Here is a 16,929-nt window from a genome sequence, read left to right as displayed (position 1 = left end):
GTTCTGAGCAGAAGGAGCACCATGGCCACCCTCGAGGGAACCACAGCAATCGTCACCGGCTCGTCCCGCGGCATCGGCGCGGACGTCGCGCAGCAGCTCGCCGCGCAGGGCGCGGCCGTCGTCGTCAACTACCGGCAGAAGGCCCCGCGCGCCAACAAGGTCGTCTCGGGCATCGAAGCGGCGGGTGGCCGGGCCGTCGCCGTCGGTGCCGACCTGACCACACCCGAGGGCCCTGCGGCACTGGTCGACGCCGCCGTGTCCACGTTCGGCGGGCTCGACCTGCTGGTGCTCAACGCCTCGGGGGGCATGGAGACCGGCATGGGGGAGGACTACGCACTCAAGCTCAACCGTGATGCGCAGGTCGCCATGCTCACCGCTGCCGTCGAGGTCATGCCGGCGGGCTCGCGCGTCGTGTTCATCACGAGCCACCAGGCGCACTTCATCGAGAAGGTGGAGACCATGGACGCCTACGAGCCCGTCGCACGCAGCAAGCGGGCCGGCGAGGACGCCCTGCGCGCCCTCATCCCGCAGCTCGACGAGAAGGGGATCTCACTCGTCGTCGTCTCCGGCGACATGATCGAGGGAACCGTCACGGCGACCCTGCTCGACCGCGCGACCCCCGGCGCCATCGAGGCGCGCCGCCAGGAGGCGGGCCGCCTCTACTCGGTGGCCGAATTCGCCACCGAGATCGTCCGCATGGCGACGGCGGACGTCCCTACGGGCCACACGGAGTACGTGGGCGGCGCAGAGGACTTCCTCGCCAAGAGCTGATCCGCAGTGATCGCGGGCGGCCGCCGCCCGCGATGCGTGAAGGACCGACGCGTGAAGGACCAGGGGCCTGCCGCGAGAATCACGGCGGGCCCCACCTGCAGGGGATGCGACGGCCTGCTACAGGCCGGCGAGGTGGCGGACGACGTCGAGGTCCGGAAGATCCAGCGCCGCATGCGCCACCGCGCGGACGGCGGGCTTCGCGTTGAAGGCGACGCCGAGGCCCGCCGCGGCCAGCATGTCGAGATCGTTCGCGCCGTCCCCCACGGCGAGGGTCGCAGCCAGAGGGACGCCCGCCCGCGAGGCCTCGGCCCGCAGCACGCGTTCCTTCTCCCGGCGGTCGACGACGGGCCCGGCCACGCGCCCGGTCAACGTCCCGTCGACGATCTCGAGGTCGTTCGCGCGGGCGAAGGAGAGCCCGAGGCGCTCCGCGAGCGGCGCGAGGACCTGGGAGAAGCCGCCCGAGACGACGCCTGCCCGGTGACCGGCGGACAGGTAGGCCGCGACAAGCTGCTCCGCGCCATCGCTCAGTTCGATCCGGCCGACGACCTCGTCGATCACGGTGGCAGGCAGCCCCTCCAGCGCGCGCACCCGGTGGTGCAGGGACTGGGCGAAGTCCAGTTCGCCCCGCATGGCGGCCTCCGTGACGGCCGCCACCTCGGCTTCCCGGCCGGCGTGGGCCGCGAGCAGTTCGATGACCTCCTGCTTGATCAGGGTCGAGTCGACGTCCATGATCAGCAGCTTCGGTCCCGGCGCGTACACGGACTGCCCGACGAGGGCCGCCCCGATGCCCGACACCGCCGTCCACCCGGACAGCCCGGCCCGCACGGGTGCGGAACCGGCGGGGAGGGTGACATCGAACGTCAGGACCTCGTAGGTCGACGTCCCGGTGGCCCGTACGTCCTCGACGTCGGCGCCGAGGGTCCGCAGGGTGTCCGCCAGGTCGTCGCGGTGACCGTCGTCGAAACGCCGCCCGTAGGCGACCACCCTGGCCTTGTCCGCCATATGCCTGCTCCTGTCCGCGCCACTGTGGGCGTCTCCGTGTGTCCGTGCCATCGCGCGTCGGCGCGATCGGCGCGCAGCCGCCGGTCCCTGCCGCATGGTGTCTCCGGCGCCGGCCGTGAGAGGCGACACCCCGCCGGGACGGCCGGGCGCGGGAGGACGCCCGGTTTCGCCACGGAGCCGCTCCTTAGCCTAGTGTCTAGAAGCATGAGTGACGTTCTGGAACTGGCGGGAGTGAGCCTCGTCAGGGGCGGCAAGACCCTCCTGGCCGACATCGACTGGCAGGTCAGCGAGGGCGAGCGCTGGGTGGTGATGGGCCCCAACGGAGCGGGCAAGACCACGCTGCTGCAGCTCGCGGGGGCGCGCCTGCACCCGACGCGCGGCGTGGTCGGCATCCTCGACGAGGTCATGGGCGCCGTCGACGTCTTCGAATTGCGTCCGCGGATCGGCCTGGCGTCGGCGTCCCTCGCGTCGCAGGTCCCGGATCACGAGACCGTCCTGAACGTCGTCGTCACGGCGTCCTACGGTGTCACCGGGCGGTGGCGCGAACAGTACGAGCGCCTCGACGAGCGCCGGGCATTCCGCCTGCTCGATGCCTGGGGCATGTCCCGCTTCATGAACCGCACCTTCGGCTCCCTCAGCGAGGGCGAGCGCAAGCGCGTCCAGATCGCACGCGCACTCATGGCGGACCCGGAACTGCTGCTCCTCGACGAGCCCGCGGCCGGCCTCGACCTCGCCGGCCGCGAGGACCTTGTGAAGCGACTCTCGGAACTGGCCCGGGACGAGGATGCCCCGGCGATGGTGCTGGTGACCCACCACCTCGAGGAGGTTCCTCCGGGGTTCACGCATGCGCTGCTCCTGCGCGACGGCGCGGTGGTGTCCGCCGGGCCGATCGGCGGCGTGCTGACCGAGGAGAACCTGAGTGCGGCGTTCGACCTCGACCTCAGGGTGAGCGAGGACAGCGGCCGCTACAGCGCGGTCGCCAGGGCGTGAGCCTGCGGGGCGCCGACCGCCCTGCGGGTCCGACGGGACCCTGATGCCCCTCATCGACGTCGACAGCGTCGACGATCCCCGGCTCGCGGACTACCGGAACCTGACCGACGTGCAGTTGCGGCTCGCGAAGGAGCCCGTCGAGGGCCTCTACATCGCCGAGAGCTCGAAGGTCCTGCGCCGCGCCCTCGACGCGGGCCACGTCCCGCGCTCCTTCCTGCTGGCCCCCAAATGGGTCCCGGACCTGGCGGACGTCCTCGCCAGCTTCCCGTCGGTGCCGGCCTTCGTGGCTCCCGGGACCACGCTCGAGGCGATCACGGGCTTCCATCTCCACCGCGGCGCCCTGGCGGCTATGCACCGGCCCGAGCCGCTTCCGCTCGCGGAGGTCCTGGCCTCCGCACACCGGGTCGCGGTGATCGAGGACATGGTGGACCACACCAACCTCGGCGCCGTGTTCCGTTCCGCGGCCGCACTCGGCATCGACGCCGTCCTCGTGAGCCCGCGCAGCGCCGATCCGCTGTACCGGCGGGCCGTGCGCGTGAGCATGGGCAGCGTCTTCCAGGTGCCCTGGGTGAGGCTCGACTCCTGGCCGGGCGGCCTCGCCACCATTCGGAGCGCCGGCTTCACGGTCGCAGCCCTGGCCCTGGTGCCCGGCGCCGTGGCCCTCGGCGCCTTCGCTGCGCGGGAGCACGAGCGCCTGGCACTCCTCCTGGGCACGGAGGGGGACGGCCTGAGCGCTGGTGCGCTCGCCGAGGCCGACGTCGCGCTGACCATCCCCATGCACGGCGGCGTCGACTCGCTCAACGTCGCCGCCGCTGCGGCCGTCGCCTTCTGGGAGTGCCGGTACGACGACGCCCGGCCGGTGCTTTAGCGTCGGGGCGCCTCCTGCGTTAGTATTACAAGCTGGCGCCATCGCCAACTCAATTTTCCCCTGCCTGGCAAAATCCAGGCAACCAGAGAAGGTAGTCCCCGTGAAGTCTGATATCCACCCCAAGTACCAGTCGGTCGTGTTCCGCGATCTGGCCTCCGACAAGGCGTTCCTGACCAAGTCGACGGTCGGCTCGGCCAAGACCATCGAGTGGGAAGACGGCAACACCTACCCCCTCATCGAGGTCGAGATCTCCTCGGAGTCCCACCCGTTCTACACGGGCAAGCAGCGCATCATGGACTCCGCCGGGCGCGTCGAGCGCTTCAACGCCCGCTTCAAGGGCTTCGGCGCCAAGAAGTAGTCCCGCTCCGCACGAGCATCGGACCGACGGCCCCGTGCCTTCCGTCCCCGAAGAGAAGCCACGCCGGATCGGCGTGGCTTCTCTTTCTGTTAACGGCACCCGTCCAGCATCATCACCGGCCCCCTCCGGGGCCACCACCGAGGAGGGCCCCATCATGGCGCACGCACCGCACACCGGCCGCCTGCACGGCGAGTTCAAGACGCCGGGCGGCAAGCTCACGGCCGTGGATCTCGAGGTCCGGAACGGGCACCTCGCCGACGTCTCGGTGAACGGCGACTTCTTCCTCGAACCGGACGAGGCCCTCCTCGACATCAATGCCGCGCTCGAGGGCCTTCCCGCGGACACCACGCCCGGGGAACTGGCCGCCGCCGTGACGGCACGCCTGGATCCTTCGGCGGTCCTCTTCGGGTTCTCACCCGAGGCCATCGCCACCGCTGTCCGCAGGGCCCTGGGCAGGGCCACGGGCTTTGCGGACCACCAGTGGGAGATCATCCCGCCGACCCCGCTGTCCACGGCCATGCACGTCGCCATGGACGAGGTCCTGACACACGACGTCGGCACGGGCGCCCGCAACCCGACGCTCCGGTTCTGGGAATGGCAGTCGCCGTCCGTGGTGATCGGCAGCTTCCAGTCCATGCGCAACGAGGTGGACCCCGAGGGCGCCGACCGGCACGGGGTGACGGTGGTGCGCCGGATCAGCGGTGGCGGTGCCATGTTCATGGAGCACGGCAACGCCATCACCTACTCCATCTACGTCCCGCAGTCGCTGGTGGACGGGTTGAGCTTCGCCGAGTCCTACCCGTTCCTCGACGCGTGGGTCATGGACGCCCTGCAGAAGCTGGGCATCGAGGCCTGGTACCAGCCCCTGAACGACATCGCCACTGATCTCGGCAAGATCGGCGGCGCGGCGCAGAAGCGGCTCGCCAACGGGGGCATGCTGCACCACGTCACCATGAGCTACGACATCGACGCCGACAAGATGCTCGAGGTGCTGCGCATCGGCAAGGAGAAGATGTCGGACAAGGGCACGAGGAGCGCGAAGAAGCGCGTGGACCCGCTGCGCCGGCAGACCGGCCGGACGCGCGAGGAGATCATCGATGTGATGATGTCCACCTTCCGCCAGCGCTACGGCGCCGTCGACGCCACCCTGTCCGACGACGAGCTACGGCGCGCCGGGGAGCTCGTGCACAGCAAGTTCGGCACCGACGAGTGGCTCTACCGCGTGCCCTGAGCCTGCGCCCTCAGGGAGCGCAGCAGATGGTCCCGCTCCTCGACGACGATACGGCGGAGCGCGGCGGGGGCGTCGGTGTTCGCCTCCAGCCACGCATCGGTCCTCGCGATCACCGGATGGCGTTCGGGAGCGCCGTCGAGGTCCTGGTGGCCCGGGAACAGTCCGCGGACGATCCTGCTGGCCATCTCGATGCCACGGGATTCCCAGACCCCGCGCAGCGCCTCGAAGTACGGCTCCTCGTACCGGCCGAGCAGGTCGTGCGGACCGAGCTGGAAGCCCTCGATCGCCGCGCTGAGCAGTTCGTTGGACAGCCGCTCGCCGTGCACCGCCTCCTCCCACGTCGCCTTCTTGATGGCGGCGTCGGGAATGGCGGCGGAGGCCAGGGTGAAGCCCACCCTTCCTGACGCCGTCGCGTCCGCGGCCCGTTCGGCTTCCAGCTCGCCGGGGAGTACGCGCTGCTGGGCGGCCAGCGCCTGGAGGAAGAGCCAGCGCAGTTCGGCATCGAGGGGAAGCCCGGGGATCTTCTCCTCGCCGTCGAGCACAGCCCGGACCGCGTCCGCCGTGCGGGCCGAGGTCCGCGCGGCGGAGGCCAGCGCGCGGGCCCAGGCGAGCTGCAGGTCCGAACCCGCTGCCGCCGAGCACAGCCCGTCCCAGAGGAAGGCACCGACGCGGTCGCGCATCGCAGGACGCTGCTGCGCCGGGGCGAGACTCTCGATGGCGGTCCGTGCAGTGGCCAGCAGGACCTGCAGCACGCCCACCCCGCTCTCGGCGGGAGCGGCGAGCAGCACGGCGTCGAGGTAGGAGCCCACCGGCAGGCGCGCATCCCGCGTGCTGGACCAGAGGGCGGTCAGGGACGTCGCCCGGGCCAGCGGGTCCTGGAGTCGGTGCACTGACGTCAGCAGTGTCGCCAGCGACCGTTCGTCGAAGGAGAGCTTCGCGTAGGTGAGGTCGTCGTCGTTCACCAGGAGCAGATCGGGCTGGGTCGCACCCACGAGCGCAGGCACAGGCGTGTGTCGGCCCTCCACCGTGATGGCCTCTGCCCGTGTACGGACGAGCCGGCCCTCCGCATCGAACGAGTACAGGCCGAGCCGGATGCGGTGGGGCCTCGGTTCCTCGCGCTTCGTCACCGGATCCTGGGCGTCCTGCACGATGGTGACGTGGGTGAACACGCCGTCCTCCACGGCGACGTCCGCCTGCAGGGCCGGGACGCCGGAGGTCTGCAGCCACGAGCGCGACCACGCGGCGAGGTCACGACCGGTCGAGGCGGCGAGCACGTCGAGGAGGTCCGCGAGGGTCGTGTTCCCGTACTCGTGCTTCCGGAAGTACTGCCGGGCGGCATCGGTGAAGGCTTCGCGGCCCACGAAGGCCACGAGCTGCTTCAGGACGGAGGCGCCCTTGGCGTAGGTGATTCCGTCGAAGTTCTGCTTCGCGGCCTCGAGGTCGGGGATGTCCGCAACGATCGGGTGCGTCGTCGGGAGCTGGTCCTGCACGTAGGCCCAGGACTTCCGGCGGTTGGCGAAGCTGACCCAGGACGTGCTCCACCGGGTGGCCTCCGCCACCGCGAGCGCGCCCATGTAGTCGGCGAAGGACTCCTTGAGCCACAGGTCGTCCCACCACCGCATCGTCACGAGGTCGCCGAACCACATGTGCGCCATCTCGTGCATGATCGTGTTAGCCCTCGCCTCGCGCTGCGCCTCCGTGGCGGCGGACTGGAACACGTAGTTCTCGGTGAAGGTCACGAGCCCTGGGTTCTCCATGGCACCGAGGTTGTACTCGGGCACGAACGCCTGGTCGTACTTGCCGAAGGGGTACGGGTAGTCGAACAGGTCGTGGAAGAAGTCGAGGCCGCGCCGTGTGGTGTCGAAGATCTCCTGTGCGTCGAAGGATGGCGCGAGGGAGCGGCGGCAGAACAGGGCGAGCGGTACCTCGAGGCCTTCCGCCACTGTCCCTGCCGCGCCGGCCCAGGCGTCCGTCTCCCGGTGGTAGGGGCCGGCCAGCACGCTGGTGATGTAGGTGGAGATGCGGCGCGTGGGCTCGAACGTCCAGCGCGCGGTGGCGGCACCGGTCTCCTGGAAGGGCTCCACCTGCTTCTCGGCCCCGTTGGAGGCCACGATCCAGTCCGCCGGCGCGATGACGCTGAAGGAGAAGGATGCCTTCAGGTCCGGCTGCTCGAAGTTCGCGAAGACGCGGCGGGCGTCCGCCGGTTCGTATTGCGTATAGAGGTAGGTCTCGCCGTCCGCGGGATCCACGAACCGGTGGAGTCCCTCGCCGCTCGTGCTGAACAGGGACCGCCCGTCCACCCTCACGGTGTTGTGCTCGGCGAGGTCATCGAGCAGGATCCGCGCGCCGTCGCTGGCGACTGCGTGATCCAGGATCCTCCCGTTCAGCTCCAGTCCCGTGACCTCGCCGATGAAGTCGAGGAACGTCGAGCTCCCCGGCTGCCGGCACGAGAAGACCACGGTGGTGGTGCTCCGGTACGTCGGCTCGGAGGCATCCCTGGCGTTCGAGAGGTCCAGTTCGACCGCATAGCTCTCGGTTTCCAGCAGGGCCGACCGGGCGGCGGCCTCGTCGCGGCGCAGGTTCTCGTTCTCCATCCGGTCATTCAATCACGCACCCAGCCGGCTTCGTTTCGGGCACGTTAACGATGTGTGCACCGGCGTGTGCGGCTGTGTACCGAGGCGTGGTCCATGGCACTGTTGTCCCATGTCCGAGCTCTTCGCTGACTATGCAGCCGCCGCCCGCAAGACGCCCGCCTTCGACGAGATGTTCGACGTCGGGCACGTGCCGCGCGCCGAGTACGGGCAGGTCGCGGCCGCCCTGGACGAGCTCGACCTGGCCGCGGTGACCGCCCGGGCCGACTCGATGGCGCGCACCTTCCTCGACCGCGGCGTCACCTTCGACTTCGCGGGGGAGGAGCGGCCGTTCCCGCTCGACATCGTGCCCCGCGTCATCGCCGGCAGCGACTGGGAGGTCCTCGAGCGCGGCGTCGCGCAGCGCGTGAAGGCGCTCGAGGCGTTCCTCAGCGACGTCTACGACAGGATGGCCGTCGTGTCCGACGGCGTCATCCCGCGTCGCCTGATCACCTCCAGCGCCCATTTCCACCGCGAGGTGGCCGGGTTCGCCCCTGCGGGCGGCGTGCGGGTCCACATCTCCGGGATCGACGTCGTCCGCGACCAGCAGGGCACCTTCCGGGTCCTCGAGGACAACGTCCGGGTTCCGAGTGGCGTCAGCTACGTCCTGGAGAACCGCCGCGCCATGGCCAAGGGACTTCCCGAGGCGTTCGGCCAGCAGCACATCCGGCCGGTGGAGGAGTACCCCCGCCGGCTGCTCGCCGCGCTCCGCAAGACCGCGCCGCCCGGCGTCGAGGACCCCACCGTCGTCGTCCTGACCCCGGGCGTGTTCAACTCCGCGTACTTCGAGCACACGCTGCTCGCCGGCCTCATGGGCGTGGAGCTCGTCGAGGGGCGCGACCTGATCGTCCGCGGGAACCGCGTCTACATGCGGACGACGGCGGGCGAGCAGCGCGTCGACGTCATCTACAAACGCATCGACGACGAGTTCCTCGACCCCCTGCAGTTCCGGGCCGACTCCGTGCTCGGGTGCCCGGGTATCGTCAACGCGGCGCGTGCCGGCATGGTGACGATCGCCAATGCGATCGGCAACGGCGTCGCCGACGACAAACTCGTCTACACCTACGTCCCGGACCTGATCCGGTACTACCTGAGCGAGGAACCGATCATCGCCAACGTCGACACCTACCGGCTCGAGGACGCGGACGCCCGTGAGCAGGTGCTCGACCGTCTCGACGAACTGGTCGTGAAGCCTGTGGACGGCTCCGGTGGCAAGGGTTTGGTGATCGGCCCGGACGCGACGAGGGCGGAGCTCGATGTCCTCCGCGCGAAGGTCCTGCAGGACCCCCGCGGCTGGATCGCCCAGCCGGTCCTGCAGCTCTCCACGGTGCCCACCATGTCCGGCGGGCAGTTCAGCCCCCGCCACGTGGACCTGCGGCCCTTCGCGGTGAACGACGGCGAGGAGGTCTGGGTGCTGCCCGGCGGGCTCACGCGCGTGGCCATGAAGGAAGGCTCGCTGATCGTGAACTCGAGCCAGGGCGGAGGATCGAAGGACACCTGGGTCGTCGACGGCGAGGTCCGCGGGACCCCCGGCGACGCCGCGCCCCAGGAACGCGCGGTGGTCACTGTCCGTGAGCACACCAGCGTGTGGCCGATCGAGACCAACTGGCAGGACAAGCAGTCGGAGCAGCAGCAGCAATGAGCGCCGGCATCCCTTCCCCCTGGACAGCATCCGCGACCACCGCCACGAAAGGCAGGCCCCATGCTCAGCCGCATCGCTGAATCACTCTTCTGGATCGGCCGCTACGTCGAGCGGGCCGACGGTACGGCGCGCATCCTGGACGTCCACCTGGAACGCCTCAACCAGATGCCGCTGGCCCAGCAGCGGGAGACCTCGCGTCAGCTGCTCGGCGTCATGGGAAGCAGGCCGGAGAAGGACGCGATCGACCTCTCGGACCTCCTGCAGGCCCTGGCCTATGACCGGTCCAGCGCCACGTCCATCGCCGGCGCCCTCGGAGCCGCCCGGGAGAATGCCCGCCGTGCCCGGGAGACCGTCTCCAGCAGCGTCTGGGAGAGCCTGAACACCACCTGGTACGGCCTCACCCAGCATCGCAAGGACGTCGTCGGGACCTACCGCTTCTGCCACTGGGTGGTGGAGCGTACGGCGATGGTGCGGGGACTCTCGGACACCACCATGAGCCACGACGAGTCCTGGCAGTTCCTCGTGCTCGGCCGGAGCCTGGAGCGCGCCGACATGACGGCACGGATGCTCTCGACCCACGACGTGCACGCCGCGGGCCTGTCCTGGGTCAACATGCTCCGGTGCGCCGGGGCCTACGAATCCTTCCTGCGAACGCGCAGGGCTTCCTTCGGGGATCAGCAGGCGGCGGAGTTCCTGCTGCTGGACCGGCTGTTCCCGCGCTCCATCGTCTACGCCCTGAGCGACGCCGAGAAATGTCTCACCCAGCTCAACCCCGCCTACCAGCGGGTCGGGTTCATCAACGACGCGAGCCGGATCGTGGGCCAGGCGAGGACGTTCCTCGAGTTCCACCAGACCCAGGACCTGATGTCCGAGCTGCCCGAGCACATGGAACGCGTCCAGAAGGCCTGCGCGAGAGCCTCCGACGCCGTATCCCGTACGTACTTTTCCCAGGCGGACGAGCTGTCCTGGGTCGGAGAGGTCTCATGACACGCCTGCTGATCGAGCACCGCACCGGCTACGACTACCCCCGCCGCGTCCTGCTGTCCTACAACGAGGCCCGCATGACCCCGCTCACCGACTCCCAACAGGTCGTCCTCGAGTCCACGCTGAAGGTGAACCCCTCGAGCGCGGCGGTCTCGACCTACCGAGATTACTGGGGGACCCGCGTGACGTCCTTCGACGTCCATGCGCCGCACGAGCACCTCGAGGTCACCGCCGTCTCCACGGTGGAGGTGAGCAGGGTGGAGCGTGTGCCCGGCGAGGACGAGATCCTCACCTGGCAGGAGCTCGCGTCGCCGGCCCTGACCGACGAGTTCGCCGACTGGCTGAGTCAGACCGGTCTCAGCGAGCCCGGGGAGGAGGTGCGTTCGCTCGTCGCCGGGCTCGTCCGCGACCGCGACCCCCACCAGGCGGCACGCGCCGTCTTCGACTGGCTGAGGACCCAGATGGACTACGTGCAGGGGGCCACCGGCGTCCAGACCAACGCGCAGGACGCCTGGGCCGAACGCAAGGGCGTCTGCCAGGACCTCGCGCACGTCGCCATCGGCGCCCTCCGGAGCCTCGGCATCCCCGCGCGGTACATCTCCGGCTACCTGCACCCGCGGCGCAGCGCGGGGATCGGCGAGACCGTCGCCGGGCAGTCGCACGCCTGGGTGGAGTGGTACGACGGCGAGTGGCGCGGGTGGGACCCGACCAACAGCAGCCCGGTCAGCGACTTCCACGTCTCCGTGGCGCGGGGCCGCGACTACCGCGACGTCTCGCCGCTCAAGGGCATCCTGTCCGGTGGCGGGGGGTCCACGCTCAACGTGACGGTCGCCATCACGAGGGTCGCCTAGCCCCTCCTGCGTCTCGGCCGGCCGGAACGCAGGGAGGGGCCCCGGCAGCTGCCGGGGCCCCTCCCACGTCCGTCCCGGTCAGGCGGGTGCGACGAACTGACCCTTGCTCACGATCGTCAGCCCGGAATCCGTCACGGCGAAGCCACGGCGGCGGTCCAGGTCCGGGTCCACCCCGATCTGCGCGCCGGCGGGGATCCGCACGTTCTTGTCGATGATGGCGCGACGCACCACCGCTCCGGGCCCCACATTGACCTTGTCGAGGAGGACGGACCCGGTGACCTCGGCCGCCTCGTCGATGAACACGTCCGTCGCGAGGATGGACGTGTCCACGGCCCCGCCGGAGACGACGACGCCCGCGGAGACGATCGAGTCGTGCGCTTCGCCGGAGCGGCCGGAGGCACTGCGGACGAACTTCGCCGGCGGCGACACGCTCTGGCGCGTGTAGATGGGCCACTGCAGGTTGTAGAGGTTGAAGAGCGGCAGCGGTGAGATGAGGTCCATGTTGGCGTCGTAGTACGAGTCCATGGTGCCGACGTCGCGCCAGTACTGGCGGTCGCGGTCGGTGGCACCGGGGATGTCGTTCGTGGTGAAGTCGTACACCGCGGCGTCATTGCGCTCCACGAAATAGGGGATGATGTCACCGCCCATGTCGTGTTTCGTATCCAGGCGCGCCGCGTCGTCCTCGAGCGCCCTGACCAGGGCCTCGGTGGTGAAGACGTAGTTGCCCATGGAGGCGAGGAAGCTGTCGGGATCGTCGGGCAGCCCCGGCGTGCTCTTCGGTTTCTCCACGAAGGCCGCGATCCGCCCGCGATCGTTCTGGTCCACCTCGATCACGCCGAACTGGTCGACGAGGTTCATGGGTTGGCGGACGGCGGCGACGCTCACCGATGCACCGCTCTTCACGTGGGCGTCGACCATCTGTTCGAAGTCCATGCGGTAGACGTGGTCCGCACCGATCACGACGACGATGTCCGGCTGTGCGTCGTGGATGAGGTTGAGGGACTGGTAGATGGCATTCGCGCTGCCGAGGAACCAGCTCTTGCCGCGCCGCTGCTGCGCGGGCACGGAGGCGATGTACTGCTGGAGCTGGGTGGACATGCGCCAGGTCTCGGAGATGTGCCGGTCGAGGCTGTGGGACTTGTACTGCGTCAGCACCACGATCTGGAGGTAGCCGGAGTTGACGAGGTTCGACAGGGCGAAGTCGATGAGCCGGTAGCTGCCGGCGAACGGTACGGCGGGCTTGGCCCTGTCCGCGGTCAGCGGCATCAGCCGTTTGCCTTCTCCTCCTGCCAATACGACGGCAAGTACTTTCTTCGGTGCCACTTCTGACCCCCCGCTCTTCCTTGAGTGTTCTGCAATCCCGATTGGTCGTCGATCGAGCGTAGGTCCACATCCCGGAACCCTTCCGGTCACTTCACACTAGAGGACTCCGACACACTGCACTACGTTGATCTAGTGCGAGTAGACATTGTGACCAAGGAATTCCCGCCCGAGATCTACGGTGGCGCGGGGGTGCATGTAGCCGAACTCAGCCGTGTCCTGGCGCCGCAGGTGGACCTCCGGGTCCACGCGTTCGGTGCGCCGCGGGCCGAGGACTACCACGGCGCCTCGGTGCTGTCCTACGGAGTTCCCGAGGGCCTCACCGGGGCCAACGCGGCAGTCCAGACCCTCGGCACCGACCTCCAGATGCTCGACGCGATCGGAGGAGCGGACCTCGTGCACTCGCACACCTGGTACGCCAACATGGCCGGGCACCTCGCGTCGCTCCTGCATGGCATCCCGCACGTCCTGAGTGCCCACAGCCTCGAGCCCCTCCGGCCCTGGAAGGCCGAGCAGCTCGGCGGAGGCTACGCGCTCTCGTCCTGGGTGGAGAAGACCTCCTACGAGGCGGCGGCTGCGGTGATCGCCGTGTCGGCAGGCATGCGGGCGGACATCCTGCGCAGCTACCCGGACGTCGACCCCGGCAAGGTGCACGTGGTCCACAACGGGATCGACGTCGCCCTGTGGTCGCGCGACGCGGACGACGACGCCCTCCGGGCCCACGGCATCGACCCGAACCGCCCGAGCGTGGTCTTCGTGGGCCGCAACACCCGCCAGAAGGGCGTGCCGTACCTGCTCCGTGCGGCAGCCTACCTGCCCGCCGATGTGCAGCTCGTGCTCTGCCTCGGCGCCGCCGACACCCCCGAACTGGCCGCCGAGACGGAGGTGCTCATCTCGGACCTGCGCGAGCGGCGCGGCTCCGTGGTGCTGATCGAGAAGATGCTGCCGCGCCGCGAGGTCGTCCAGATCCTCAGCCACGCCACGGTGTTCGCGTGCCCCTCCATCTACGAACCCCTCGGGATCGTCAACCTCGAGGCCATGGCTTGCGGCGCCGCGGTCGTCGCCTCGGCCACCGGGGGCATCCCGGAGGTCATCGACGACGGCGTCACCGGCACCCTCGTACCCCTGGAGCAGGTCCAGGACGGCACCGGGACCCCCCTGGACCCCGAGAAGTTCGTGGCCGACTTCGCCGCCGCGCTGAACACGCTCGTCGGGGACCCGGCGAAGGCGTCCGCCATGGGAGCGGCAGGCCGCGAACGGGCGGAGCGGCACTTCGACTGGGGTTCGATCGCCGAGACCACCCTGGGCGTGTACCGCAGCGTCCTCTGACGATCGGGCCGAGCGGCGGGGCGTGCGTCGCTAGCGCTTCGCGCGCGCCTTGGCGGCTTTCGTGGTCTTCTTCGCCTTGGCCTCGCGGGCCAGGAGCGTCTTCTCGTCGATGGGAGCGTCACCGCTCGCGCGGCGGCGGCGCGTGTAGTCCGCCGCCTCCTCCTGCCGCTGCTGCTCCGCCCCGCTGGCGATGGCCGAGCGCAGGTGCTCCGGGCCGTAGCCGAAGGCCTCCACCAGATCGAGCACGTGGGGCCGGATCTTGGCCAGGAGGCGGTTGATGTAGCCGTCGAGGGTCCGGGCGCGCTGCGAGGAGAGACGCCCGTTCATGAGGAACCAGGCCAGGTCCTTCTCGATCAGGCACAGTCCGAAGAGGTCGCGCAGGCGCGTGAGGACCTCCCGGGTCCCGGGATCTTGGATCTTGCCGAGCCCGCGCGTGAACGCCTCCCACTGCAGGAGCTCCGCATGGGCGTGGGCCACCTCGATGAGTTCGTTCTGGTGCTCGTTGAAGAGGGAGGCCGACTTCTCCTGCGACATGCCCTTCGCGCCCCGGAGCACGGCGGCGAGGTCGGTGACCCGGGACTGCACGCGGTCCGAGAGCAACTCGCGCTGCGTGTCCTCGTCGCGCAGCGCGATTGCGGACTTCTTCTCGGACCCGGAGTCCGCGACGGTCTGGGCCACCCGGCGGAGGCCCGACCGGTGCAGCGTCTTCCCGGCGGCCTGCGAGACCGCGTAGCGCGCCAGCACACCGATGTCGACTCGTGTGAACTCCTTTGCGTAGTCCGTCAGGAGGCGCTTGGCGACGAGCTGCAGCAGGACGTTGTTGTCCCCCTCGAAGGTGACGTAGACATCGAGGTCGGCACGCAGCGATGCGAAACGGTTCTCGATCAGGAAGCCCTGGCCACCCGTGGCTTCGCGGCACTCCTGCAGCGTGTCGAGGGCCAACCAGGTGCTGAGCGGCTTGAGGGCGGCGGCGAACGTCTCGAGGTCCTGCCGGTCCTCGTCGGTGTCATGCTTCCCGGAGAAGACGTCGTCGAACTTCTCGAGGAGTTCCTCGTGCGCGAAGGACGCCGCGTAGGTCGCGGCGAGGCGCGGGAGGAGCCTGCGCTGGTGCCGCTGGTAGTCCATCAGCACCTCTTCCCTCAGATCCGAGGACGCATTGAACTGGCGGCGCTGGGTCGAGTAGGTGATCGCGGCGGTCAGGGCGAGCTTGCTAGCGGCCACGGCTGCGCCGTCGAGCGAGACGCGGCCCTGCACCAGGGTGCCGAGCATGGTGAAGAAGCGGCGGCCGGGGGACGCGATGGGTGAGGTGTAGGTGCCATCCGGGGCGACGTCGCCGTAGCGGTTGAGCAGGTTGGTGCGCGGCACGCGGACGCCGGTGAAGTGCAGGCGGCCGTTGTCGATGCCGTTGAGGCCACCTTTGATGCCGTCGTCCTCCCCGCCCACGCCGGGCCGGAAGGTGCCGTCGGCGTCGCGCAGTTCCACGTAGAGCCCGTGCACCCCGTGGTTCACGCCGTTGGTGATCAGCTGCGCGAAGACGACGGCGGCGCGGCCGTCGATGGCGCCGTTGCCGATGTAGTCCTTCCAGGCGGCCCGGAAGGGGGTGTCGATGACGAACTCGTCGGTGGCCGGGTCGAAGGTCGCCGTGGTGGCGATACTCGCGACGTCGCTGCCGTGGCCGGTCTCGGTCATCGCGAAGCAACCGGGGATCTCCATGGTCATGATGCCCGGCAGCCACGCCTCGTGGTGCATGTCCGTGCCCAGGTGCATGACGGCGGAGCCGAAGAGACCCCACTGCACGCCGGCCTTGATCTGGAGCGAGGGGTCCGCGACCACGAGCTCCTCGAAGCCGGCGATGTTGCCGCCATGGTCGTCGTCGCCGCCGAAGGCCTTCGGGAAGGCGCGGTGCACGGCCTGCTGCTCCACCAGGTAGTGGAGCTGGTCGAAGCAGCGCAGACGGTGGTCGGTGTGCGTCAGGCCCTCGATCTTCTGCACCTCGGGACGGCCGGCGAGGTCGCGGGCGATACGCCGCACGTGCGCCCACTTGCCGAGGAGCAGCTCGCCGAGCTCGGCGGTGTCCACGGTCGCGCCCTCGTCGTCCCTGATGTCGGCCGAGGCGGGGATCTGCTGGGGACGGGAGATGGTCTGGGTCATGGCGTGTCCTTCGCTGATGGGCGGATAGGGGTGGGGAGTACGTCGGTGGACGGCACGAGAGCCTCGAACCGGCTGATGCCGTCGAAGAGCCATCCGGAGATGTGCCGGGCCATCTGCTCCTCCGTCGGTTTGCCGGCTCCGTCGGGAGTTGCCAGCCATTGCTCGCCGGCTGCCCGGACCATCCCGATCGCTGCCGCGGGCCAGTACTCGGGCGCTGCGTCGTCGGGACCGGCCGGACGGTCGGGGGAGAGGAGGTAGGCGCGCATCGGCCGCGAGATCATCTCCGTGATCGCGGCGAGGAAGTGGGCGAGGGTGTCCTGGTCGCCGTCCTCGGCCGCGCTGGTCTCTGCGATGCCCACGCGGGTGACGAAGGCGTAGACGTTCGGTGAGGTCTGCGCCATCTGCAGGTAGGCCAGCACCATGGAGTGCAGCCCTTCGCGGGGGGTGGCAGCTGCTTTCGCCGCGTCGATCACCTTCTGCTGCATCTGGCCGATGACCACTTCGGCCATGGCCCGCTGCAGTCCGGTCTTGTCGCCGAAGTAGCGGTAGTACACCGATTTCGAGGTGTCGGCCGCGGCGGCGATGTCCTCCATCGACGCCTTCGGGCCGAGTGCGCTGACGGCGCGCCGTGCGGCCTTGATGAGCTGTCGGCGCCGTTCCGCCCGGTGCTCCTCCCAGCGGCTGGAACGCCCGTCGGGAGGAGCGGCCGTGACGCCGGACGCCTCGGAGGAGGCTCTCTTGAGGACGGGCGCAAGCTTCATGATACCCAGCGTATCAGGTACGCTAGGTATCGGTAATCCAT

General features: G+C 69.7%; 14 protein-coding genes. 9 read left to right on the top strand and 5 right to left on the bottom strand.

Translation table 11 applies throughout. From position 1 onward, the window contains the following. The first annotated feature begins 21 nt into the window (after nt 1-21). Complete coding sequence (locus tag AC1MFI_RS14535) at nt 22-771, top strand: SDR family oxidoreductase (protein WP_479817758.1); 750 nt, start codon at nt 22-24, stop codon at nt 769-771. 117 nt (nt 772-888) lie between these two features. On the opposite strand, the gene serB is transcribed toward AC1MFI_RS14535, so the two are convergent. Continuing rightward, a complete protein-coding gene (gene serB / locus AC1MFI_RS14530) occupies nt 889-1,773 on the bottom strand; it encodes a phosphoserine phosphatase SerB (protein WP_479817757.1) in 885 nt (294 codons plus the stop codon). Between the two features lie 204 nt (nt 1,774-1,977). On the opposite strand from serB, the gene AC1MFI_RS14525 reads away from it, so the two are divergent. From AC1MFI_RS14525 to lplAB, 4 genes are all read left to right on the top strand, one after another. Then, nucleotides 1,978-2,763, top strand: a complete 786-nt coding sequence (locus AC1MFI_RS14525) for an ABC transporter ATP-binding protein (protein WP_479817755.1) — start codon at nt 1,978-1,980, stop codon at nt 2,761-2,763. A gap of 43 nt (nt 2,764-2,806) precedes the next feature. After that, entirely contained in the window at nt 2,807-3,631 is an 825-nt protein-coding gene (locus AC1MFI_RS14520) for a TrmH family RNA methyltransferase (protein ID WP_479817754.1), read from the top strand. Between the two features lie 100 nt (nt 3,632-3,731). Further along, a complete protein-coding gene (locus AC1MFI_RS14515; RefSeq protein WP_104051131.1) occupies nt 3,732-3,989 on the top strand; it encodes a type B 50S ribosomal protein L31 in 258 nt (85 codons plus the stop codon). Between the two features lie 154 nt (nt 3,990-4,143). Continuing rightward, nucleotides 4,144-5,220: a lipoate-protein ligase LplAB gene (lplAB, locus tag AC1MFI_RS14510; RefSeq protein WP_479817752.1), complete on the top strand. Its 1,077-nt coding sequence runs from the start codon at nt 4,144-4,146 to the stop codon at nt 5,218-5,220. Here lplAB and pepN read toward each other — a convergent pair. Beyond that, nucleotides 5,205-7,814 (bottom strand): aminopeptidase N, encoded by a 2,610-nt coding sequence (gene pepN / locus AC1MFI_RS14505; RefSeq protein WP_479817750.1) that lies wholly within the window; start codon nt 7,812-7,814, stop codon nt 5,205-5,207. The genes lplAB and pepN overlap by 16 nt on opposite strands. Before the next feature lie 109 nt (nt 7,815-7,923). On the opposite strand from pepN, the gene AC1MFI_RS14500 reads away from it, so the two are divergent. The 3 genes from AC1MFI_RS14500 to AC1MFI_RS14490 are packed head-to-tail and all read left to right on the top strand — an operon-like array spanning nt 7,924 to nt 11,327. After that, complete coding sequence (locus AC1MFI_RS14500) at nt 7,924-9,492, top strand: circularly permuted type 2 ATP-grasp protein (protein WP_479817749.1); 1,569 nt, start codon at nt 7,924-7,926, stop codon at nt 9,490-9,492. A 60-nt stretch (nt 9,493-9,552) separates the two neighbouring features. Then, nucleotides 9,553-10,479 carry an alpha-E domain-containing protein gene (locus tag AC1MFI_RS14495; protein WP_400484071.1) on the top strand — a complete coding sequence of 309 codons (927 nt, stop codon included), beginning with the start codon at nt 9,553-9,555 and terminating at the stop codon, nt 10,477-10,479. Then, nucleotides 10,476-11,327, top strand: coding sequence for a transglutaminase family protein (locus AC1MFI_RS14490; RefSeq protein WP_479817747.1), 852 nt, complete (start codon nt 10,476-10,478; stop codon nt 11,325-11,327). The genes AC1MFI_RS14495 and AC1MFI_RS14490 overlap by 4 nt, the downstream gene beginning before the upstream one ends. Before the next feature lie 78 nt (nt 11,328-11,405). Here the strand turns inward: AC1MFI_RS14490 and glgC are convergent, their stop codons facing one another. After that, nucleotides 11,406-12,650, bottom strand: a complete 1,245-nt coding sequence (glgC, locus tag AC1MFI_RS14485; protein WP_479817745.1) for a glucose-1-phosphate adenylyltransferase — start codon at nt 12,648-12,650, stop codon at nt 11,406-11,408. Nucleotides 12,651-12,782: 132 nt separating this feature from the next. On the opposite strand from glgC, the gene glgA reads away from it, so the two are divergent. Further along, the gene (glgA, locus tag AC1MFI_RS14480) at nt 12,783-13,976 is read left to right on the top strand and encodes a glycogen synthase (RefSeq protein ID WP_479817744.1); all 1,194 of its coding nucleotides are present in this window, start codon (nt 12,783-12,785) and stop codon (nt 13,974-13,976) included. 30 nt (nt 13,977-14,006) lie between these two features. Here the strand turns inward: glgA and AC1MFI_RS14475 are convergent, their stop codons facing one another. Next, nucleotides 14,007-16,127 carry an acyl-CoA dehydrogenase family protein gene (locus AC1MFI_RS14475; protein ID WP_479817743.1) on the bottom strand — a complete coding sequence of 707 codons (2,121 nt, stop codon included), beginning with the start codon at nt 16,125-16,127 and terminating at the stop codon, nt 14,007-14,009. Then, a complete protein-coding gene (locus AC1MFI_RS14470; RefSeq protein WP_479817742.1) occupies nt 16,124-16,888 on the bottom strand; it encodes a TetR/AcrR family transcriptional regulator in 765 nt (254 codons plus the stop codon). The genes AC1MFI_RS14475 and AC1MFI_RS14470 overlap by 4 nt, the downstream gene beginning before the upstream one ends. Nucleotides 16,889-16,929: the final 41 nt, after the last annotated feature.

The sequence above is a fragment of the Arthrobacter sp. BC5 genome, assembly GCF_056680255.1.
Note: the sequence above shows the minus strand (reverse complement) of the source record. Positions and strands in the feature narration are given on the sequence as shown.

Excerpts from the sequence above, each read along its gene's own strand:
- pepN (WP_479817750.1), bottom strand. The coding sequence starts at position 7,814 with ATGGAGAACGAGAACCTGCGCCGCGACGAGGCCGCCGCCCGGTCGGCC.
- serB (WP_479817757.1), bottom strand. The coding sequence starts at position 1,773 with ATGGCGGACAAGGCCAGGGTGGTCGCCTACGGGCGGCGTTTCGACGAC.
- AC1MFI_RS14490 (WP_479817747.1), top strand. The coding sequence starts at position 10,476 with ATGACACGCCTGCTGATCGAGCACCGCACCGGCTACGACTACCCCCGC.
- AC1MFI_RS14520 (WP_479817754.1), top strand. The coding sequence starts at position 2,807 with ATGCCCCTCATCGACGTCGACAGCGTCGACGATCCCCGGCTCGCGGAC.
- AC1MFI_RS14500 (WP_479817749.1), top strand. The coding sequence starts at position 7,924 with ATGTCCGAGCTCTTCGCTGACTATGCAGCCGCCGCCCGCAAGACGCCC.
- AC1MFI_RS14525 (WP_479817755.1), top strand. The coding sequence starts at position 1,978 with ATGAGTGACGTTCTGGAACTGGCGGGAGTGAGCCTCGTCAGGGGCGGC.
- AC1MFI_RS14470 (WP_479817742.1), bottom strand. The coding sequence starts at position 16,888 with ATGAAGCTTGCGCCCGTCCTCAAGAGAGCCTCCTCCGAGGCGTCCGGC.
- lplAB (WP_479817752.1), top strand. The coding sequence starts at position 4,144 with ATGGCGCACGCACCGCACACCGGCCGCCTGCACGGCGAGTTCAAGACG.
- AC1MFI_RS14495 (WP_400484071.1), top strand. The coding sequence starts at position 9,553 with ATGCTCAGCCGCATCGCTGAATCACTCTTCTGGATCGGCCGCTACGTC.
- AC1MFI_RS14535 (WP_479817758.1), top strand. The coding sequence starts at position 22 with ATGGCCACCCTCGAGGGAACCACAGCAATCGTCACCGGCTCGTCCCGC.
- AC1MFI_RS14475 (WP_479817743.1), bottom strand. The coding sequence starts at position 16,127 with ATGACCCAGACCATCTCCCGTCCCCAGCAGATCCCCGCCTCGGCCGAC.